Here is a 21,463-nt window from a genome sequence, read left to right as displayed (position 1 = left end):
AAAGAGACCCTTTTGCAAGGAGTCTCTTTTATATGTTTTATTACTTAATGATAGTTGAAACGACGCCAGAACCTACAGTACGTCCACCCTCACGGATAGAGAAACGAGTTCCTTCTTCGATAGCGATAGTAGAGATAAGTTCAACTTCCATCTCAGTGTTATCGCCAGGCATTACCATTTCAGTACCTTCTGGAAGATGTACGATACCAGTTACGTCAGTTGTACGGAAGTAGAACTGCGGACGGTAGTTAGCGAAGAATGGAGTATGACGTCCACCCTCTTCTTTAGAAAGTACATAAACTTCAGCTTTGAAACGGCTATGTGGAGTGATTGTACCTGGTTTAGCAAGTACTTGACCACGTTGGATATCTTCACGAGATACACCACGAAGTAGTGCACCGATGTTGTCACCAGCTTCAGCATAGTCAAGAAGCTTACGGAACATTTCAACACCTGTAACAGTTGTTTTACCGTTTTCTTCTTGAAGACCGATGATTTCAACTTCGTCACCGACTTTAACTTGTCCACGCTCAACACGACCAGTAGCAACTGTTCCACGACCAGTGATTGAGAATACGTCCTCAACTGGCATCATGAATGGCTTCTCAGTGTCACGCTCTGGAGTTGGGATGTACTCATCAACCGCATCCATAAGTTCAAAGATTTTTGCTTCGTAATCAGCATCACCTTCAAGAGCTTTAAGAGCAGAACCTTTGATAACAGGTACATCGTCACCAGGGAAGTCATAGTCAGAAAGAAGGTCACGAACTTCCATTTCAACAAGTTCAAGTAACTCTTCATCGTCAACCATGTCACATTTGTTAAGGAATACTACGATGTATGGTACACCTACGTTACGAGAAAGTAGGATGTGCTCACGTGTTTGTGGCATTGGACCATCAGCAGCAGATACTACTAAGATCGCGCCGTCCATTTGAGCAGCACCAGTGATCATGTTTTTAACATAGTCAGCGTGTCCTGGGCAGTCTACGTGTGCATAGTGACGAGTTTCAGTTTCATACTCAACGTGTGCTGTTGAGATTGTGATTCCACGCTCGCGCTCTTCTGGAGCACCATCGATTTGGTCATAAGCCATAGCCGTACCTTTACCAGATTTCTTATGAAGAACTGTTGAGATAGCAGCAGTTAGAGTTGTTTTACCATGGTCAACGTGTCCAATTGTACCAATGTTAGCATGCGATTTGGAACGGTCGAATTTTTCTTTAGCCATTCTAAAAATCCTCCTTAAAGGTTCATTGTATTTGGTATAGAGTGATAGAAAGTGAAGAGTTACCTCTCACTTTCTGATCTTCAATAGTAGTTATACTTTAGTTTAAAGGCAAAATCAATTATTCACCTTTATTTTTTTTGATGATTTCTTCACTGATGCTCTTAGGCACTTCTTCGTAGTGATCCATGTGCATAGTGAAAGTACCGCGTCCTTGTGTATTAGAACGGAGTGCAGTTGCATATCCGAACATTTCAGAAAGTGGAACCATTGCGCGAACAACTTGAGCGTTACCGCGAGCTTCCATACCTTCTACACGTCCACGACGAGATGTGATATCACCCATGATGTCTCCCATGTATTCTTCAGGGATAACGACTTCCACTTTCATCATTGGCTCAAGTAGAACTGGGTTACATTTGCTGACAGCATTTTTCAATGCCATAGATGCAGCAATTTTAAACGCCATTTCGTTAGAGTCAACATCGTGGTAAGATCCATCAAATAATTTTGCTTTGATGTCGATTAATGGGAATCCAGCTAATACACCATTTTCAAGTGAATCTTCAAGACCTGCTTGAATAGCTGGAATGTATTCACGAGGAACAACCCCACCGACGATTGCATTTTGGAATTCGAAGCCTGCGCCTTCTTCGTTTGGTTCGAATTCGATCCAAACGTGTCCGAACTGACCACGTCCACCAGACTGACGTACGAATTTACCTTCAACTTTTGCACCAGAACGGAATGTTTCACGGTACGCAACTTGAGGAGCTCCTACGTTAGCTTCAACCTTGAACTCACGCTTCATACGGTCAACAATGATATCAAGGTGAAGCTCACCCATACCAGAGATGATCGTTTGACCAGTTTCAGTGTTTGTTTGTGTACGGAATGTTGGATCCTCTTCAGCTAGTTTAGCTAAAGCGATACCCATTTTATCTTGGTCAGCCTTAGACTTAGGCTCGATTGCTACATCGATAACTGGCTCTGGGAATTCCATAGACTCAAGGATAACAAGACTTTTCTCGTCACAAAGAGTGTCACCAGTTGATGTATCTTTAAGACCTACAGCTGCTGCGATATCCCCTGCATATACAGTAGAGATTTCTTCACGGCTGTTTGCGTGCATTTGAAGGATACGTCCAACACGTTCACGCTTGTTCTTAGAAGAGTTCTTCACGTAAGAACCAGAATCAAGTGTTCCAGAGTATACGCGGAAGAAAGTTAGTTTCCCAACATAAGGGTCAGTCATTACTTTAAAAGCAAGGGCTGCGAATGGTGCGTCATCAGTAGACTCACGCACAACCTCTTCATTTGAATCTGGCAAGGTACCTTTGATTGCAGCAACATCAGTTGGTGCAGGAAGGTAATCAAGCACAGCGTCAAGTACAAGCTGAACACCTTTGTTTTTGAAAGCAGATCCAACAAGAACTGGATAGAATTCAACATTCAACGTTCCTTTACGGATTGCAGCTTTCAATTCAGGAATTGTAATTTCTTCACCCTCAAGGTATTTTTCCATAAGCTCTTCGTCAAGCTCAGCGACAGCTTCAATTAGGCTGTTGCGAAGCTCTTCAGCTTTGTCTTTATACTCAGCAGGGATTTCTTGTGCATCAGAGCGAGTTCCAAGGTCATCTTCGTAGAAGTATGCTACGTTTTCTACAAGGTCGATGATTCCTTCGAATTGATCTTCAGCGCCGATCGGCAATTGAATTGCATGAGCGTTCGCTTGAAGACGATCTCTTAATGTGCCTACAGAGTAAAGGAAGTCCGCACCTGTTTTATCCATTTTGTTAATGAATACGATACGAGGTACTCCGTAAGTTGTTGCTTGGCGCCAAACCGTTTCAGTTTGTGGCTCTACACCTGATTGTGCATCTAGAACAGTAACCGCACCATCAAGTACACGTAAAGAACGTTCAACTTCAACTGTGAAGTCTACGTGTCCTGGTGTATCGATGATGTTTACACGGTAACCTTTCCATTGTGCTGTAGTAGCAGCAGAAGTGATTGTAATACCACGTTCTTGCTCCTGCTCCATCCAGTCCATTTGGGAAGCTCCTTCGTGAGTTTCGCCAATTTTATGGATACGACCAGTGTAGTATAAGATACGCTCAGTCGTTGTCGTTTTACCGGCATCGATGTGAGCCATGATACCAATATTACGAGTTTTGTCTAAGGAGAACTCTCTTGCCATTGGGTAATTTCTCCTTCCTTATTAGGGAATAGTTTTTTTAGTTTGGTATAAATCCTACCAGCGGTAGTGAGCGAATGCTTTGTTCGCTTCTGCCATTTTGTGTGTATCTTCACGTTTCTTAACAGCAGCACCAGTGTTGTTAGCTGCGTCAAGGATTTCGTTAGCAAGACGCTCTTCCATCGTTTTTTCTCCACGAAGACGAGCGTAGTTTACTAACCAGCGAAGACCTAAAGTAGTACGACGGTCTGGGCGAACTTCTACAGGAACTTGGTAGTTGGCTCCACCTACACGACGTGCTTTAACTTCAAGAACTGGCATGATGTTTTTCAAGGCTTGTTCGAAAACCTCCATCGCTTCATTACCAGTACGTTCTTTGATGATATCAAATGACTTGTAGAGAATTGTTTGTGACTTTCCTCTTTTACCGTCGATCATCATTTTGTTGATCAAACGAGATACAAGTTTAGAATTGTAAATTGGATCTGGCAATACGTCTCTTTTTGCTACAGGACCTTTACGTGGCATCTGATAGCCTCCCTTCTCATTTAAAAGGATTTCTATCTGTCTCTCATCTCAATATCATTGTCAGTTGCCTGACTCCACTGATCTGATATCAACTTCTAAAAACCCTTATGTTTGTTTGTATTATTTGCTTTGTTTAGGGCGTTTTGTTCCGTATTTAGAACGTCCTTGCATACGACCGTCAACTCCGGCAGTATCAAGCGCACCACGAACGATGTGGTAACGTACACCCGGTAAGTCTTTTACACGTCCGCCACGGATAAGTACTACACTGTGCTCTTGTAGATTATGTCCGATACCAGGAATGTAAGCTGTTACCTCAATCAGGTTAGACAAACGTACACGAGCATATTTACGTAGTGCTGAGTTTGGTTTTTTCGGTGTCATTGTACCGACACGAGTACAAACCCCGCGCTTCTGTGGAGATGTTACGTTAGTGTGCTCTTTTTTGAAACTGTTGTATCCTTTGTTAAGTGCAGGAGACTTTGAGTTTTCAACTTTACTCACGCGTCCTTTGCGTATTAGCTGATTAATTGTAGGCATGTTGTTATTCCTCCCTTCGTTGCTTTTTTTATAACCCACATACCCAGGTGGTTCATCAAAAGGCAAAAAACAATGCTTTTGCATTTACACATGCAAAAACAAAACAAGTACGCTATAACATAATGGCAACAGCTGCTGCCCCAACTTCAATTCCGCAGGCTTTGCCGAGCTTTTTCATGGAATCTACCACTAAAATGTCTACACCCTTCTCTTGCGCTAGTTTTATTACACTAGCTGTTAAAGCAGGATCAGCATCTTTCGCTACGACGATTTCCTTTACTGAATCTCGTTTCAGAGCTTTTACTGTTTGCTTCGTACCAATAATAATGGATTGAGCCTGTGATACTTTATCATAAGACATCGAATATCCTCCAAAGTAACAGGTTTTATTTTGAGCACCTTGGTTATATTATCATCATGGCAGAAGGATGTCAATATCATATGACAGATTATCTTGACATCCTTCACCATTTTTTGATGATTTTATAGGAATCTCACGAGAAAGATTACTCTACAGGAACCATATCGTCAGACGGCTGCACTTGTGAAACCGGCTTAACTTTACGGTAGTTTGGCATTCCTGTTCCAGCTGGAACAAGTTTACCGATGATAACATTCTCTTTCAAGCCAAGCAGTTCATCACGTTTTCCTTTGATCGCCGCATCTGTTAGGACACGAGTCGTTTCTTGGAAGGATGCCGCAGACAAGAATGAGTCTGTTTCAAGCGATGCTTTTGTAATACCAAGAAGAACTGGACGGCCTGTTGCAGGACGTTTGCCTTCGAATAGTACTTTTTTGTTCGCTTCAGTGAATTGATGTACATCAAGAAGTGTGCCTGGTAATACATCTGTATCCCCTGCATCAGCGACACGCACTTTACGAAGCATTTGGCGAACCATTACCTCAACGTGCTTATCTCCGATTTCTACCCCTTGCATACGGTATACTTTTTGTACTTCATGAAGCAGATATTCTTGAACAGCTGTCATGTCAGTCACTTTAAGAAGTTCTTTCGGATCGATCGAACCTTCTGTCAGTACTTGACCACGAGTGACTTTGTCACCTTCAACAACTTTCAGACGCGCATTGTAAGGAGCTGTGTAAGAACGAGTTTCAACGTCGCCTTGAACCACAATTTCCTGCTGCTTGTCACGAACATCGTTAATTTCAGCAACGACACCATCAATTTCAGAAATGGTCGCTTGCCCTTTCGGATTACGCGCTTCAAATAGCTCTTGGATACGAGGTAAACCTTGTGTGATATCGTCTCCTGCTACCCCACCGGTGTGGAACGTACGCATTGTAAGCTGTGTTCCTGGCTCACCGATTGATTGAGCAGCGATGATTCCAACTGCTTCACCGACTTCAACGTCAGTACCAGTTGCAAGGTTACGGCCGTAGCATCGTTTACATACACCATGAGGCGTGTTACATGTAAATGCAGAACGGATCCATACTTCCTCAATTCCTGCTTCAACTACTTCAAGTGCTTTATCTTCATCAATTAGTTCGTTTTCGTCCACAATGACTTCGCCCGTTTCAGGATGAACAATTGGTTTTCTTGCAAAACGTCCGATCAGACGTTCTTCAAGCTTCTCAATAATTTCATTTCCTTCTCTAATGGACTTCGCCAAGATACCACGGTCTGTACCGCAATCTGTTTCACGGATGATAACATCCTGTGCAACATCGACGAGACGACGCGTGAGGTAACCTGAGTCAGCTGTTTTAAGGGCTGTATCGGCAAGACCTTTACGCGCTCCGTGAGTGGAAATAAAGTATTCCAATACGGTTAAACCTTCACGGAAACTAGATTTAATCGGAAGTTCAATGATACGTCCAGCCGGGTTGGCCATCAGACCACGCATACCAGCCAGCTGAGTGAAGTTAGATGCGTTACCACGCGCTCCAGAGTCACTCATCATGTAGATTGGGTTGACTTCATCAAGGGACTTCATCAGTTTACCTTGGATGACATCTTTAGAAGAACTCCAGATCGAAATGACTCTCTCGTAACGCTCTTCTTCAGTAATCAAACCACGTCTGAATTGCTTCAAGACGTTATCTACTTTTGCTTGTGCTTCTTCGAGGATCTTCTGCTTATCATCTAATACGACGATGTCAGACACACCAACCGTAATACCCGCTTTAGTAGAGTATTTGAAACCAAGATTTTTCATGCGATCAAGCATTTTAGATGTCTCAGTGATATGGAATCTCTTAAAGATTTCCGCAATGATTTTACCTAAAATACCTTTTTTGAACGGCGCATTGATTTCTTGTTTCTCGATCGCAGCTTTGACATCCTCACCTTTTTCAAGGAAGAAGCGGTCAGGCGTTTTTTCTTCAATATTGCTCTTTGTCGGCTCATTCATGTAAGGGAATGATTCCGGTAAGATTTCGTTAAAGATCAGTTTTCCAACTGTTGTAATCAACAATTTAGAACGCTGTTCATCAGTGAATGTCACATTCTTCAACGAGCTAGCTGCAACAGCTACACGTGTATGAAGATGCACATACCCATTTTGATAAGCTAGAAGGGCTTCGTCAGTATCTTTGAAGACCATACCTTCTCCGATAGCACCTTTACGCTCAAGTGTAAGGTAGTAGTTACCAAGCACCATATCCTGAGATGGCGTAACAACAGGTTTTCCATCTTTCGGGTTCAAAATGTTTTGAGCAGCAAGCATTAAGATACGAGCTTCAGCTTGAGCCTCAGCAGATAATGGTACGTGAACCGCCATTTGGTCACCGTCAAAGTCAGCGTTGTAGGCTGTACATACAAGTGGATGCAGACGAATTGCGCGTCCTTCCACAAGTGTAGGTTCAAACGCTTGAATACCAAGTCTGTGAAGAGTCGGTGCACGGTTTAGTAAGACTGGGTGCTCACGAATAACTGATTCTAAAACATCCCAGACTTCCGGCTGCACGCGCTCAATTTTACGCTTCGCACTCTTGATGTTGTGAGCTAAACCTTTTTCAACAAGCTCCTTCATCACGAATGGTTTGAATAATTCAAGAGCCATTTCTTTCGGAAGTCCACACTGATACATTTTCAAATGTGGTCCTACGACGATAACGGAACGTCCAGAATAGTCAACACGTTTACCGAGCAAGTTTTGACGGAAACGTCCTTGTTTCCCTTTCAGCATATGAGAAAGAGATTTCAATGGTCTATTTCCTGGTCCTGTTACTGGTCGGCCTCTACGTCCATTATCAATCAAGGCATCGACAGCTTCTTGAAGCATACGCTTCTCGTTCTGAACGATGATGCTTGGCGCGCCAAGATCTAATAAACGTTTCAGACGATTGTTACGGTTGATAACACGACGATAAAGGTCGTTTAAGTCAGAAGTAGCAAAACGTCCACCATCAAGCTGGACCATTGGACGTAATTCTGGCGGAATAACCGGAAGTACATCAAGAATCATCCATGATGGTTTGTTTCCTGAGTTACGGAAGGCTTCTAGCACTTCAAGGCGTTTAATCGCACGTGTACGACGCTGTCCTTGAGCAGTTTTCAGCTCTTCTTTCAGTGTATCTACTTCTTTTACAAGATCGATATCTTGAAGAAGTTTATTGATTGCTTCTGCACCCATAGCTGCTTGGAACGTATTACCGTATTTATCTAAATACGCACGGAATTCCTTCTCAGAAAGAAGTTGTTTCTTCTCAAGCGGTGTGTTGCCCGGATCTGTCACAACGTAAGAAGCGAAGTAAATCACTTCTTCTAACGCACGTGGTGACATATCAAGAACAAGACCCATACGGCTTGGGATACCTTTGAAATACCAAATGTGGGAAACTGGGGCAGCCAGTTCGATATGCCCCATTCTCTCACGACGGACTTTTGCCCGTGTTACTTCTACACCACAACGGTCACATACAACACCCTTATAACGAACGCGTTTATACTTTCCACAATGACATTCCCAGTCTTTTTGCGGTCCGAAGATACGTTCACAAAAGAGACCATCTTTTTCAGGTTTCAGTGTACGATAGTTAATCGTTTCAGGCTTTTTCACTTCACCAAAAGACCAAGAACGGATTTTATCAGGTGATGCGAGACCGATGTTCATATACTCAAAATTGTTCACATCTAGCAAGGGGCCTACCTCCCTTTTAATCTTCGGGTTATACCCTAGTCACTTGCTCTAATCGTTTCTGCTATTCTTTTGTGACTGCGTCACGTTCAAGATCGACAGGTGCGAGGTCTGCAGCATCTTCGTCATTAGATAACGCTAATCCGTCTGCTTTCTTCGTTTCCTCATCGTCTTCTAAATCTCTCATTTCTATCTCTTCTTCATCGCCAGATAGGATTTTGACATCCATACCTAAACTTTGAAGTTCTTTAATTAACACTTTGAATGATTCAGGGACACCTGGTTCAGGGACGTTATCCCCTTTGACGATGGCCTCGTATGTTTTCACACGACCTACAACGTCATCCGATTTAACTGTTAAGATCTCTTGAAGTGTGTATGCTGCACCGTAAGCTTCAAGCGCCCATACTTCCATCTCTCCGAAACGCTGACCACCAAACTGTGCTTTACCGCCAAGTGGCTGCTGCGTAACAAGTGAGTATGGTCCAGTTGAACGAGCGTGAAGTTTATCGTCAACCATGTGAGCCAGTTTGATCATGTACATGATTCCGACTGATACACGGTTATCGAATGGTTCACCAGTTCGACCGTCATAAAGGACTGTTTTCGCATCACGGGACATACCTGCTTCTTCAAGCGTTTCCCAAACATCTTCCTCGCGCGCACCATCAAATACTGGTGACGCAATGTGGATGCCAAGGTAACGTGCAGCCATACCCATATGAAGCTCAAGTACCTGACCGATGTTCATACGAGATGGTACCCCTAGAGGGTTTAACATGATATCAATCGGTGTTCCATCTGGAAGATACGGCATATCTTCTTCTGGAAGGATTTTAGAGATAACCCCTTTGTTACCATGTCGTCCGGCCATTTTGTCACCTTCAGAAATTTTACGCTTCTGAACGATGTATACGCGGACTAACTGGTTTACACCTGGAGGTAATTCATCTCCATCTTCACGGTTAAAGACTTTGACGTCGTGGATAATTCCGCCGCCGCCGTGTGGAACACGTAGAGACGTATCACGCACTTCACGAGCCTTTTCACCGAAGATTGCATGTAATAGACGTTCTTCAGCTGTTAGTTCTGTTACACCTTTAGGCGTTACTTTCCCTACAAGAAGGTCTCCGTCTTTTACTTCTGCACCAATACGGATGATTCCGCGCTCGTCAAGGTTGCGTAAAGCATCTTCCCCAACGTTTGGAATATCACGAGTGATTTCTTCCGGTCCAAGCTTTGTATCACGAGCTTCTGATTCATATTCTTCAATATGAATAGACGTGTAGACGTCATCTTTTACAAGGCGCTCACTCATGATGATCGCATCCTCGTAGTTATAACCGTCCCAAGTCATGAAGCCGACCATGACGTTACGTCCTAGAGCCAATTCACCTTTTTCCATTGAAGGACCGTCTGCAAGGATTTCTCCTTTTACGACTTCATCTCCAACACTTACGATTGGACGCTGGTTGTAGCAAGTCCCTTGGTTAGAGCGGACAAATTTCAGCAAGCTGTATTTGTCTAGATTTCCTTTGACTTGTTGTCCGTCAACGTCTTCATAGCGACGAACCCAAATATTTTTCGCTTCAACACGTTCTACAACACCAGGGTAGCGGCAGATAACAGCAGCACCAGAGTCTTTCCCTGATACATACTCCATACCTGTACCAACAATCGGTGATTCCGGCTGCATCAAAGGCACAGCCTGACGTTGCATGTTCGCTCCCATTAGAGCACGGTTAGAGTCATCGTTTTCTAAGAATGGGATACATGCTGTCGCTGCAGAAACAACCTGCTTTGGCGAAACGTCCATGTAGTCAACGCGGTTTCGAGGAACAACTGTGTTTTCCCCTCTGAAACGAGCAATGATATTATCATCGATAAACGAACCATCTTCACCTAATATAGCATTCGCTTGTGCTACAACGTAGTTATCCTCTTCATCAGCAGTTAAGTAATCGATTCTCGGTGTCACTTTACCTGTTTCAGGGTCAACCCGGCGGTAAGGTGTTTCAATAAAGCCGAAGCGATTCACTTTTGCAAATGAAGATAGAGAGTTGATCAAACCGATGTTTGGACCCTCTGGTGTTTCAATCGGACACATACGGCCATAGTGAGAGTAGTGAACGTCACGAACTTCCATTCCTGCACGCTCACGTGTCAAACCACCCGGTCCAAGCGCCGACAGACGACGTTTGTGCGTCAATTCAGCAAGCGGGTTTGTTTGATCCATGAACTGAGAAAGCTGAGAGCTACCAAAGAACTCTTTGATAGAAGCGATCACAGGACGGATGTTGATCAGTTGCTGAGGTGTGATCGTGTTTGTGTCTTGGATCGACATTCTTTCACGAACAACACGCTCCATTCTGCTTAAACCAATACGGAATTGGTTTTGCAGAAGCTCACCTACAGAACGCAGGCGACGGTTACCAAGGTGATCGATATCATCTGTGTCACCTACACCATGAAGAAGGTTGAAGAAGTAACTGATCGATGCAATGATGTCAGAAGGCGTGATGTTTTTCACAGCTTCCTCTACGTATGCATTCCCGATCACGTTGATCACTTGCTCGCCTTCTTGATCAGACGGTGCATAAATCTTAATAGATTGAAGTTCTACTTCATCTTCTACTACGCCACCATTTGGATAAAGCTTTCTAAATCCGATGCCGTTTTCTAAGTATGGAAGAACTTTATCAAGAACTCTTCTGTCTAAAATTTGACCTTTTTCTGCTAGAATTTCACCTGTTTCAGGGTCAACTAACGTTTCAGCCAATTTTTGATTGAACAGTCTATTTTTAATATGAAGCTTTTTATTAATCTTGTAGCGTCCAACATTAGCTAGGTCATATCTCTTCGGATCGAAGAAGCGAGAGTCTAGCAGGCTTTTCGCATTTTCAACAGTTGGCGGCTCTCCAGGACGGAGGCGCTCGTAGATTTCGAGAAGTGCTTTATCCGCATTCTCTGTATTGTCTTTTTCCAGCGTGTTGCGTAAGTATTCATTCTCGCCAATGAGGTCAAGAATCTCTTGATCAGAGCTGAAGCCGAGAGCACGCAAAAGAACCGTAACCGGCAACTTACGTGTGCGATCGATGCGTACATAGACTACATCCTTCGCATCAGTTTCGTATTCTAACCATGCGCCACGGTTTGGAATGACAGTCGCAGTAAAACCTTTTTTACCGTTTTTGTCTACTTTACCACTGAAATATACACTTGGAGAACGCACTAACTGAGAAACGATTACACGTTCCGCACCGTTAATGATAAAAGTACCTGTGTCTGTCATGATTGGGAAATCACCCATGAACACATCTTGGTCTTTTACTTCTCCAGTTTCTTTGTTAATTAAACGAACTTTTACTCTTAGTGGAGCAGAGTAAGTTACATCACGTTCTTTTGATTCTGCTACAGGATACTTAGGATCCCCTAGGCTGTAATCAATGAATTCAAGAGAAAGGTTACCAGTAAAATCCTCAATTGGGGATATATCTTGAAACATCTCTCTAAGACCCTCATCAAGAAACCACTGATAAGAAGAGGTTTGAATTTCAATGAGATTTGGTAATTCTAACACTTCGCTTATGCGTGCGTAGCTTCTGCGCTGGCGGTGTCGTCCATACTGAACTAGTTGACCTGTCAACTGATTCACCCCTCAAATCATGCGTATTATATGTGTAAAAAGTATTTCAGCCTTTCAAATGTCAGTAAAGAAATACTTTTACAAGACAAAAGAAAAAAGGGTTTCTAAAATAAGAAAACCACATCCAAAAACAAATACCGATTTTATTAGTTTTCCCAAGTATGCATAATTTATACAAAATAGTTGTTTTTTAAGCCTATCAAGCAAAATATACACATTGGCATTTTATAATGTTAACACAGCTAGGAAACTGCGTCAAACTTTTTTAGCTTTGATAATATAGTAGCCCTTTTTTTTCAATACAACCTCGACTTCTCCAAAGAGCTGTTCTAATTTTTCAATCGCAGATGGTCCGCCCTGCTTTTTCTGAATAACCACCCACAACTCACCTTCCGGCAATAAATGATCAGCACTTTTTTCAAAGATCGCATGTACAACTTTCTTCCCTGCCCGTATTGGGGGATTGGTCAGTATAGAGGCAAAAGCAGCTGATGAATGAACATTCGAGAACAAATCACTTTGATAGATGCGGACATTATCAATGCGATTATGTTTAGCGTTTTCCTTTGAAAGTTCGACTGCTCTTTCGTTCACATCAATCATATGAATGGTGCGGCTCGTCATTTCGTTTGCTAACGATAAGCCAATCGGTCCATAACCGCAACCGACATCTAAGACATCGCCATCCACGTCAGGTTCTTCAAAAGCTTCAATTAAAAGCCTTGAACCAAAGTCGACTTCTTTCTTAGAAAACACTCCACTGTCACTTGTAAAAGTAAAGGTACGGTTTCTCAAGGTGAAGTCCCATGTCTGTTTATTGCTTTTCACTGATGGCTTTTCCGTATAATAGTGGTCACTCATGATGAATGGACCTCCTCTGGATTCAATCGTTTCAGGAGAATAGAAAAGAAAAAGCCCGCCAGTAAAAGCGAGCTTTCCCAAAAGATTAGGCGAAGATTACTTAACTTCTACAGAAGCGCCAACTTCTTCAAGCTTAGCTTTAAGTTCTTCAGCTTCTTCTTTAGCAATACCTTCTTTAAGTGGTTTTGGAGTGTTGTCAACAAGTTCTTTAGCTTCTTTCAAGCCAAGACCAGTGATTTCACGAACCACTTTGATAACTTTGATTTTTTGGTCTCCAGCACCAGCAAGTACTAGATCAAAATCAGTTTTCTCTTCAGCAGCGGCACCACCAGCTGCAGCTACAGCTACAGGAGCAGCAGCAGTTACGCCAAATTCTTCTTCGATTGCTTTTACTAAGTCGTTTAACTCAAGTACAGTTGCTTCTTTAACTGAAGCAATGATTTCTTCGATATTTAAAGCCATTTGTAATTCCTCCATTTTAAGTTTTTTACGTTAAGTACGCATTAAGCGCCTTGTTCTTCTTTTTGTTCTGCAACTGCTTTAGTAGCAAGAGCAAGGTTACGAACTGGAGCTTGAAGAACGCTAAGCAACATAGAAAGTAAGCCTTCGCGAGACGGAAGTTCCGCAAGAGCCTTCACTTCTTCTACAGTCGCTACGTTTCCTTCGATGACACCAGCTTTGATTTCTAAAGCTTCGTGGCTTTTCGCAAATTCGTTGATGATTTTCGCAGGTGCGATAACATCTTCGTTACTGAATGCGATAGCGTTTGGACCTGTTAAGAAATCGTTTAAACCCGTTAGTTCAACTTGTTCAACTGCACGGCGAGTCAAAGTATTTTTGTAAACTTTGAATTCTACGCCAGCATCACGAAGCTGTTTACGAAGTTCAGTCACTTCAGAAACTGAAAGACCACGGTAATCTACAATTACAGTAGACATACTGTCTTTAAATTTAGAAGTAATTTCATCAACGACAACTTTTTTAGTATCGATTGCATTGCTCATGGTTACACCTCCTGTACATTCTTTGTGTAACACTTATACCGATCAGGCCATCACGTTCCTAACGAACGGTTCTCCATATAAAAAGCCTCCATTAAGACATGGAGGCTGTATATACAAGCATACGTTAACGTAAGACTGTGACATATACACCTCGGCGGGTTAATTAAGCCATAAGGCCCCTGCTGTCTACGGTATAAATGGACATATTCTATTTTACAACATTTTGATATTATCAAAACGATTGTGATAAGTCAAGATTTATTTTGCAGAGAAAGAAGATGGATCCACTTTCACGCCAGGGCCCATAGTAGTTGTAACAGAAACGTTTTTCACGTATACACCTTTAGCCGCTGCAGGTTTTGCTTTAAGGATTGTATCATAGATTGTTGCAAAGTTCTCAACAAGCTTTTCGTCCTCGAAAGAAACCTTTCCGATTGGCGCGTGGATGTTACCAGCTTTATCAACGCGGTATTCTACTTTACCAGCTTTGATTTCATTGATTGCTTTTTCTACTTCGAATGTAACAGTTCCTGTTTTAGGGTTTGGCATAAGACCTTTTGGTCCAAGTACACGACCGATCTTACCAACTTCACCCATCATGTCAGGTGTTGCAACGATTACATCGAATTCGAACCAGCCTTGTTGGATTTTAGTGATGTAATCAGAATCTCCAACGTAGTCTGCTCCAGCAGCTTCTGCTTCTTTTGCTTTTTCGCCTTTAGCGAACACAAGAACGCGTTGAGTTTTACCAGTTCCGTTAGGAAGTACAACTGCACCGCGGATTTGTTGATCGTTTTTACGAGGGTCTACGCCCAAACGAAAAGCAACTTCTACAGTCGCATCAAATTTCGCTGTATTTGCTTTTTTTGTAAGAGAAACAGCTTCAGCTACATCATACGCTTTAGTACGTTCGATCAGCTTAGCAGCTTCTACATACTTTTTACCTTTTTTAGCCATTATAAAAATCCTCCTTATGTGGTTTTAGCGGAATAACCTCCCACGAATAAGGGTTGCGAACTTGTCAAAACCAAACTCGCAACCCAACAAGACAATAAATTAATCTTCGATGACAATACCCATACTGCGTGCAGTACCTTCAACCATGCGCATAGCTGATTCAACGCTAGCAGCGTTTAAGTCAGGCATTTTTGTTTCCGCGATTTCGCGTACTTTATCACGCTTAACAGTTGCCACTTTATTACGGTTAGGTTCACCAGAACCAGACTCAATACCAGCTGCTTTTTTAAGTAAAACTGCAGCAGGTGGAGTTTTAGTAATAAATGTAAATGAACGGTCTTCAAAAACCGAAATTTCAACAGGAATGATAAGACCAGCTTGGTCAGCTGTACGAGCATTAAACTCCTTACAGAATCCCATGATATTAACACCGGCTTGACCTAGTGCAGGTCCAACTGGTGGAGCTGGGTTAGCTTTTCCAGCAGGAATTTGCAATTTAACAACTTTAACTACTTTTTTAGCCACGAGACACACCTCCTTAAAGTCCGTGATGTGGTAATAGGGGAATCCCCCTCCCACTCAACAACTTCATTCTTTATATGAATGACGAAATAACTAGCTAGCGATCTTGAGCGAACTCAAGACGTACCTTTGCTATATTACCACTTCTATACACTCATTTCAAGCTCTTTTGAATTACAATTTATCGATCTGCGTGAACTCAAGTTCCACGGGTGTTTCTCTACCAAACATATTAACGAATACTTTGACTTTGCTTTTATCGTAATCAATCTCTTCGATAGAGCCTGTGAAGTTAGCAAATGGTCCGTCGATTACCTTGACTGTTTCTTTTAATTCAAAGTCGATTTCTGTTTTGCGTTCTTCAAGACCCATTCTCTTCAGAATGGTTTCGGCTTCGCCTGGCAGCAGCGCTGTCGGCTTTGAGCCTGATCCAGCTGATCCAACGAATCCTGTGACACCTGGTGTATTACGAACAACATACCAAGAGTCGTCAGTCATCACGATTTCCACTAGGACATAGCCAGGGAATACTTTCTTTTTGACGACTTTTTTCTTACCATTTTTAATATCTGTTTCTTCTTCTTCTGGTACGACAACGCGGAAGATTTTATCCTGCATGCCCATTGATTCAACACGCTTTTCCAAATTCGCTTTTACTTTGTTTTCATAGCCAGAGTACGTATGCACAACATACCAATTCTTTTCCATTTCGTTCAGGACTATTCAGTCCTTCCCTCCCCACATTTCGTAATGTCTATTTGACGAATCTCGAGTACCGGTAAATATTTTCAAGCAATTGAAAAAACCCGTAAAACGGGTTTTTTGGCAAGTCATATTATGATCTATTATAGCACGTTCAGCAGACCATTATTCAAGTATTAATGAATTAATTCGATTAATTGTGAGATTCCTATATCAAGAAAAGAGAAAAAGATTGCAAAGAATACGACTGTTAAAATAACCGTGATTGTGTAGCGAATCATTTCGTTTTTCTTTGGCCAGCTGACCTTTTTCATTTCTTTCCCGACACTTTTTAAGAAACTGATAATACGCATGTAAAAGACCTCCACAGATTAAAGAACGCAAATCTTACTTCGTTTCTAAATGTGTTTTATGTGAATTACAAGTCTTGCAATATTTCTTAACTTCTAATCTTTCAGCTGCTGAAGCATCACTTTTCATTGTCGTATAATTGCGGCTTCCGCAGTCTTTACAGGCTAGAGTAATCTTTTTCCTCATATTTACACCTATTTTCTCGACATCATTTCCTTAGTACCTTATCACAGTGTCGAAAAAGCTGTCAATATAGGTTTGATTAGAGACTAATCTCGCGAAGCTCTAAATATTTCTCTAATTTTCTCTTTACTCTTTGGAGTGCGTTATCAATTGATTTCACATGACGGTTTAAATCTTCAGAAATCTCTTGATAGGATCTGCCATCAAGGTAAAGCACAAGTACCTTTCTTTCCAGCTCACTTAGTAGTTCCCCCATTTTCATTTCAATATCATCAAATTCTTCTTTGCTAATGATTAAATCTTCTGGGTTAAGCGCTTTAGCACCGGAAATGACGTCCAACAATGTTCTGTCTGATTCTTCATCATATATTGGCTTGTCTAATGATACATAGGAATTTAACGGGATATGTTTTTGGCGAGTAGCTGTTTTAATTGCGGTGATAATTTGGCGGGTAATACATAATTCTGCAAAAGCCTTAAATGAAGTAAGCTTGTCCTCTCTGAAATCGCGGATAGACTTATAAAGTCCGATCATCCCCTCTTGGACAATGTCCTCTCGATCCGCTCCAATCAAGAAATAAGATCTTGCTTTTGCACGTACAAAATTGCGGTATTTCGTTATTAAGTAATCTAGCGCATCACTATCTCCGACATGAACCCTTTCAATGACTTGTTCATCTTCCAACTGGCAAAATTGCTCTCTGATGGATTTATCCTTGCTGTTGTTTAGATTCACTTCGATCCCCCCGACCGCACCTAGATAGAAATATTATACATTAATGGTTAAAATATCGTCAAGCTATTCCAGATTCCCACGCCGCCATTTTTCAAACGTTTTCAATACATCTTCTGACAATTCAATCTTGGATACTGGTTTATCAGAAGTAATCTTTTTGACTCTCGTCTCTATCTTTCGTTCGATCACTTCAATCTCTCTCAAAAGCTCTCGAGCCGACTTCCGAAGAGCTCCTTGTCCAAAAATTGCCCATTGTTCTGTGAAGTCTGAGGTCGCCACATGAATTTGCGTCCGAACATTATTCAAATCCTGGGCCAGCTTTTCAATCCGCTCATCAGCTGTTTCATTCTCTCTCGTAAAGATGACCTCTACTCGGTGGTTGATCCGCTTTTTTTCGATTCCTTTGACCATATGGGCATCGAATACGACAATGACTCGATACCCTGTGTATGCTTGATATTCTGCTAAATTTTGAATCAGCACGTCTCTGGCTTCTTCAAAGCTGTTTTCCTTTAAGTGCTGCAGCCGAGGCCATGCACCTATCATGTTGTATCCATCGACTAAGAGGATGTCCATCTCTATTCTCCTAACGGATAACGTTTTCGATACACTTCATACATCAATAGACTAGCGGCAACTGATGCGTTTAACGAAGTGACCTTCCCGGCCATAGGCAACTTAATCAGAAAATCACACTTTTCCTTGATCAATCGGCCAATCCCTTTTCCTTCACTGCCAATCACAAGAGCAAGCGGCATCGTACCATCAAATTGTCTGTAATCCTGTTTGGCAGACGCATCTGTTCCCGCGACCCAGATTCCTCTTTCTTTCATCTCATCAAGAGCTCTTGAAAGATTGGTGACCTTGGCAACAGGAATATGTTCAATTGCCCCAGTAGATGCTTTGGCAACGGTTGTCGTTAAGCCGACCGCTCTCCTTTTCGGAATGACAATCCCGTGTGCACCTACAGCATCTGCTGTACGCATAATGGATCCTAAATTATGAGGATCTTCAATTTCATCTAAAATAAGAAAAAACGGCTGTTCATTCCGCTTTTCGGCGATTTGATACAGGTCGTCCAATTCCGCATATTCATATGCTGCTACTTGTGCAACTATTCCCTGGTGCTGACCTGTTACCATTTGATCAAGCTTTTTCCTCGGAACATACTGAATGGTGATATTTTGTTTTTTAGCGAGTTCAATGACCTGCTGGGCTTGTCCTTTTACAGTGTTTTCTGCCATCCAGAGCTTGTATAACTCCCGATCTGACTTCAGTGTTTCAATCACTGCATTTTTCCCAATCACATAATCATGTTGCTGACTCATTTGTCTTCCTCCCTGACGTTCCGATTTCAATCGCCTGACTAATCAGCTCTTCTAAGCGTTCGTCCTGCTTTTCAATAAATAAATAACCCATGAGCGCTTCAAGCGCCGTACTATAACGATACGTTTGAACGTCTGTGTTTTTAGGCACTGTGCCTGATTTTGCATTTCTTCCTCTTTTCAGCACTGCTTCTTCTGCTTCAGTGAAAAAGCCTTGCTGCTGAAGCGTAAATAAAATAGCTGCCTGAGATTTAGCTGAAACAATCTTGCTTGCTCGTTTGTGCAGCTCATTTGGTTTTGTCGCCCCCGTTTGGAGGAGGTGATGCCTCACATAGACTTCAAAAATGGCATCACCCATATAAGCAAGCGCAAGTCCGTTCAACTGTTTACCGTCTTTCAGCTTTTCAAAATTCAACATGACCTATTCTCCTCTTTTCCAGCGAGTACCTTGAGGAGTGTCCTCCAATACAATATTCATGCTCTTTAACTGGTCACGAATTTGATCAGATAGCGCAAAGTCACGATTTCTTCTAGCCTCATTGCGTTTTTCAATTAACGCTTCTACTTCTTCGTCAAGCGTGAGCTTTTCTTCTAATGAGAAGCCAAGAACAGACGTGATTTCTTGGAATAAGCCGATAAATGCCTTGATCACTTCCTCCGAAGTATGATCATTTTCCATATAATAATTCGCCTGTTTCGCAAGTTCGAATAAAACAGAAATTGCATTTGCCGTATTAAAGTCATCATTCATTTCAGAAATAAATGTCGCACGCTGCTCCTCAACCTTCGCCAGCCATTCAGCATTGTCTTCTGTGATATTCGTGCTGCTCTCGAGGCGATGATGTAAATTAGCATACGACGTTTTGAGTCGGTTAAACGCACTCTTTGTACTCTCTAGTAAATCCATTGAGTAGTTAATTGGATGACGGTAGTGAACCGACAACATAAAGAAGCGTAGCACATCAGGATCTTGTTCTTTCACAATGTCATGCACGAGCACAAAGTTGCCAAGTGATTTTGACATTTTTTCATTCTCAATATTAATATATCCGTTATGCATCCAATACTTCGCAAAAGGTTTCCCTGTCAAAGCCTCGGATTGAGCGATTTCATTTTCATGGTGAGGGAAGGTTAAATCCTGTCCGCCAGCATGAATGTCGATCGTATCACCTAAATATTTTTTAACCATGGCCGAGCATTCGATGTGCCAGCCTGGGCGTCCTTCGCCCCACGGGCTATCCCATGATATTTCTTGATCCTTTGCAGCCTTCCATAAAGCAAAGTCCAGTGCATCTCGTTTCTTCTCACCTACACGAATACGAGCACCTGTCTTCAGTTCATCAATCGACTGGTGAGAAAGCTTTCCGTAGCCTTCAAATGAGCGTGTGCTGTAATACACGTCGCCATCCGCTTCATAGGCGTAGCCTTTTTCAATCAATGTCGCAATAAATGCAATGATATCATCCATATTTTCCGTCACTCGCGGGTGAAGGTCAGCTTTTTTGCAGCCTAGTGCACTGACGTCTTCAAAGTAGGCTTGGATAAAGCGGTCAGCAATCGTCGGAACATCTTCTCCGAGTTCATTGGCTGCTTTGATGAGTTTATCATCCACATCTGTAAAGTTTGATACAAAGTTCACATCATAGCCGCTGTATTCTAAATACTTACGTACAGTGTCATAAACAATAGCAGGTCTGGCATTCCCGATATGAATGTAGTTATAAACGGTTGGTCCGCACACATACATCTTGACCTTTCCTGGTTCAAGCGGGACAAATTCTTCTTTGTTACGTGTCAATGTATTATAAATATTGATTGTCATGATTGTTCTTCCTTTCTGCTCAATGAAGCCAGCTCACCTTTTAGCTTTTCCATTTCTCGTTCCAATTCTTTGAAACGATCGGAAATTGGATCTGGCAAATCTTGATGATTGAGATCACGATTGATTTTCTTTCCATTTTGAACGACGACTCGCCCAGGTATACCGACAACGGTGGAATGGTCTGGTACGTCCTTTAACACGACTGACCCCGCACCAATCTTGGCCCCTTTTCCGACTGTAATGGAACCAAGCACCTTTGCACCTGTCGCAATGAGGGCATCGTCTAAAATGGTCGGGTGCCGCTTTCCCTTTTCTTTCCCTGTTCCCCCTAGTGTCACGCCTTGGAAAACAGTGACGTTGTCTCCAATTTCACATGTTTCCCCAATCACCACTCCCATGCCGTGGTCAATGAAGAAGCGCCTGCCAATGGTTGCCGCAGGGTGAATTTCCACCCCTGTGAAAAACCGGCTGACCTGAGAAATGATCCGCGCAAGAAAGTACAGCTTACGCTTATAAAATGCGTGCGCGATACGATGAGCCCAAATCGCATGAAGCCCTGAATAGGTTAGCACTACTTCAATATAGCTTCTAGCAGCAGGATCTTGATCAAACACAGTATCAATATCTTCTTTCAGCATTTTGAAAAACACATGCTCCCCCCGTTCTTCCCCATCAATCTCTCTTAGGACTTGCTCTCTTTTTTGGACAAATAAAAAACGCCTCTGCCAAATGACAGAGACGTTTTGAAAACGCGGTTC

Annotated in this window: 21 protein-coding genes and 2 other annotated features (1 of these 23 only partly in view); all 21 genes read right to left on the bottom strand. The window is 42.3% G+C overall.

Features of this window, described 5'->3' with window-relative positions; all coding sequences use genetic code 11:
* Nucleotides 1–40: 40 nt before the first annotated feature.
* The gene (tuf, locus tag ACP7A0_RS17705; RefSeq protein ID WP_034283892.1) at nt 41–1,231 is read right to left on the bottom strand and encodes an elongation factor Tu; all 1,191 of its coding nucleotides are present in this window, start codon (nt 1,229–1,231) and stop codon (nt 41–43) included.
* A gap of 118 nt (nt 1,232–1,349) precedes the next feature.
* Complete coding sequence (fusA, locus tag ACP7A0_RS17700; protein WP_034665610.1) at nt 1,350–3,428, bottom strand: elongation factor G; 2,079 nt, start codon at nt 3,426–3,428, stop codon at nt 1,350–1,352.
* A gap of 54 nt (nt 3,429–3,482) precedes the next feature.
* Complete coding sequence (gene rpsG, locus ACP7A0_RS17695) at nt 3,483–3,953, bottom strand: 30S ribosomal protein S7 (RefSeq protein ID WP_003216884.1); 471 nt, start codon at nt 3,951–3,953, stop codon at nt 3,483–3,485.
* 120 nt (nt 3,954–4,073) lie between these two features.
* The gene (gene rpsL / locus ACP7A0_RS17690; protein ID WP_003216962.1) at nt 4,074–4,493 is read right to left on the bottom strand and encodes a 30S ribosomal protein S12; all 420 of its coding nucleotides are present in this window, start codon (nt 4,491–4,493) and stop codon (nt 4,074–4,076) included.
* A 112-nt stretch (nt 4,494–4,605) separates the two neighbouring features.
* Nucleotides 4,606–4,854, bottom strand: a complete 249-nt coding sequence (locus tag ACP7A0_RS17685; protein ID WP_034665612.1) for a 50S ribosomal protein L7ae-like protein — start codon at nt 4,852–4,854, stop codon at nt 4,606–4,608.
* A gap of 145 nt (nt 4,855–4,999) precedes the next feature.
* On the bottom strand, nt 5,000–8,599 hold the full coding sequence (rpoC, locus tag ACP7A0_RS17680) for a DNA-directed RNA polymerase subunit beta' (RefSeq protein ID WP_034665614.1): 3,600 nt from the start codon (nt 8,597–8,599) through the stop codon (nt 5,000–5,002).
* Between the two features lie 61 nt (nt 8,600–8,660).
* On the bottom strand, nt 8,661–12,242 hold the full coding sequence (rpoB, locus tag ACP7A0_RS17675) for a DNA-directed RNA polymerase subunit beta (RefSeq protein ID WP_003217223.1): 3,582 nt from the start codon (nt 12,240–12,242) through the stop codon (nt 8,661–8,663).
* A 255-nt stretch (nt 12,243–12,497) separates the two neighbouring features.
* Nucleotides 12,498–13,103 carry a class I SAM-dependent methyltransferase gene (locus ACP7A0_RS17670; RefSeq protein ID WP_044139657.1) on the bottom strand — a complete coding sequence of 202 codons (606 nt, stop codon included), beginning with the start codon at nt 13,101–13,103 and terminating at the stop codon, nt 12,498–12,500.
* A gap of 96 nt (nt 13,104–13,199) precedes the next feature.
* Nucleotides 13,200–13,565 carry a 50S ribosomal protein L7/L12 gene (gene rplL, locus ACP7A0_RS17665; protein ID WP_003216952.1) on the bottom strand — a complete coding sequence of 122 codons (366 nt, stop codon included), beginning with the start codon at nt 13,563–13,565 and terminating at the stop codon, nt 13,200–13,202.
* Between the two features lie 41 nt (nt 13,566–13,606).
* A complete protein-coding gene (gene rplJ, locus ACP7A0_RS17660; protein ID WP_034665618.1) occupies nt 13,607–14,107 on the bottom strand; it encodes a 50S ribosomal protein L10 in 501 nt (166 codons plus the stop codon).
* 69 nt (nt 14,108–14,176) lie between these two features.
* Nucleotides 14,177–14,317: a sequence feature (ribosomal protein L10 leader region), on the bottom strand.
* A 48-nt stretch (nt 14,318–14,365) separates the two neighbouring features.
* Nucleotides 14,366–15,064 carry a 50S ribosomal protein L1 gene (gene rplA, locus ACP7A0_RS17655; protein WP_034665623.1) on the bottom strand — a complete coding sequence of 233 codons (699 nt, stop codon included), beginning with the start codon at nt 15,062–15,064 and terminating at the stop codon, nt 14,366–14,368.
* Nucleotides 15,065–15,163: 99 nt separating this feature from the next.
* Nucleotides 15,164–15,589: a 50S ribosomal protein L11 gene (gene rplK, locus ACP7A0_RS17650; RefSeq protein ID WP_003216956.1), complete on the bottom strand. Its 426-nt coding sequence runs from the start codon at nt 15,587–15,589 to the stop codon at nt 15,164–15,166.
* Nucleotides 15,590–15,760: 171 nt separating this feature from the next.
* Nucleotides 15,761–16,294 (bottom strand): transcription termination/antitermination protein NusG, encoded by a 534-nt coding sequence (nusG, locus tag ACP7A0_RS17645; protein WP_003217197.1) that lies wholly within the window; start codon nt 16,292–16,294, stop codon nt 15,761–15,763.
* 170 nt (nt 16,295–16,464) lie between these two features.
* Nucleotides 16,465–16,641: a preprotein translocase subunit SecE gene (secE, locus tag ACP7A0_RS17640; RefSeq protein WP_003216942.1), complete on the bottom strand. Its 177-nt coding sequence runs from the start codon at nt 16,639–16,641 to the stop codon at nt 16,465–16,467.
* A gap of 34 nt (nt 16,642–16,675) precedes the next feature.
* Nucleotides 16,676–16,825 carry a 50S ribosomal protein L33 gene (rpmG, locus tag ACP7A0_RS17635; protein ID WP_012008694.1) on the bottom strand — a complete coding sequence of 50 codons (150 nt, stop codon included), beginning with the start codon at nt 16,823–16,825 and terminating at the stop codon, nt 16,676–16,678.
* Nucleotides 16,826–16,901: 76 nt separating this feature from the next.
* On the bottom strand, nt 16,902–17,558 hold the full coding sequence (gene sigH / locus ACP7A0_RS17630) for an RNA polymerase sporulation sigma factor SigH (RefSeq protein ID WP_003217132.1): 657 nt from the start codon (nt 17,556–17,558) through the stop codon (nt 16,902–16,904).
* Nucleotides 17,559–17,621: 63 nt separating this feature from the next.
* Nucleotides 17,622–18,134 carry a ribosome-dependent mRNA decay endonuclease Rae1/YacP gene (gene rae1, locus ACP7A0_RS17625; RefSeq protein WP_034665628.1) on the bottom strand — a complete coding sequence of 171 codons (513 nt, stop codon included), beginning with the start codon at nt 18,132–18,134 and terminating at the stop codon, nt 17,622–17,624.
* 2 nt (nt 18,135–18,136) lie between these two features.
* Nucleotides 18,137–18,886: a 23S rRNA (guanosine(2251)-2'-O)-methyltransferase RlmB gene (gene rlmB, locus ACP7A0_RS17620; protein ID WP_034665632.1), complete on the bottom strand. Its 750-nt coding sequence runs from the start codon at nt 18,884–18,886 to the stop codon at nt 18,137–18,139.
* Nucleotides 18,870–19,301 (bottom strand): Mini-ribonuclease 3, encoded by a 432-nt coding sequence (locus tag ACP7A0_RS17615; RefSeq protein ID WP_034665636.1) that lies wholly within the window; start codon nt 19,299–19,301, stop codon nt 18,870–18,872. The genes rlmB and ACP7A0_RS17615 overlap by 17 nt, the downstream gene beginning before the upstream one ends.
* A 3-nt stretch (nt 19,302–19,304) precedes the next feature.
* On the bottom strand, nt 19,305–20,705 hold the full coding sequence (cysS, locus tag ACP7A0_RS17610; RefSeq protein ID WP_426005896.1) for a cysteine--tRNA ligase: 1,401 nt from the start codon (nt 20,703–20,705) through the stop codon (nt 19,305–19,307).
* Nucleotides 20,702–21,355 carry a serine O-acetyltransferase gene (gene cysE, locus ACP7A0_RS17605; RefSeq protein ID WP_012008691.1) on the bottom strand — a complete coding sequence of 218 codons (654 nt, stop codon included), beginning with the start codon at nt 21,353–21,355 and terminating at the stop codon, nt 20,702–20,704. Before cysE ends, cysS begins: the two co-directional genes overlap by 4 nt.
* Nucleotides 21,356–21,436: 81 nt before the next feature.
* Nucleotides 21,437–21,463 (bottom strand) — a binding site (T-box leader); it runs 205 nt beyond the window's last position.

The organism is Bacillus sp. DWP3-1 (genome assembly GCF_049896565.1).
In the GTDB taxonomy this organism is placed as follows: domain Bacteria; phylum Bacillota; class Bacilli; order Bacillales; family Bacillaceae; genus Bacillus.
The sequence above is the reverse complement of the archived record's forward strand: the minus strand, read 5'-3'. Positions and strand labels throughout refer to the sequence as shown.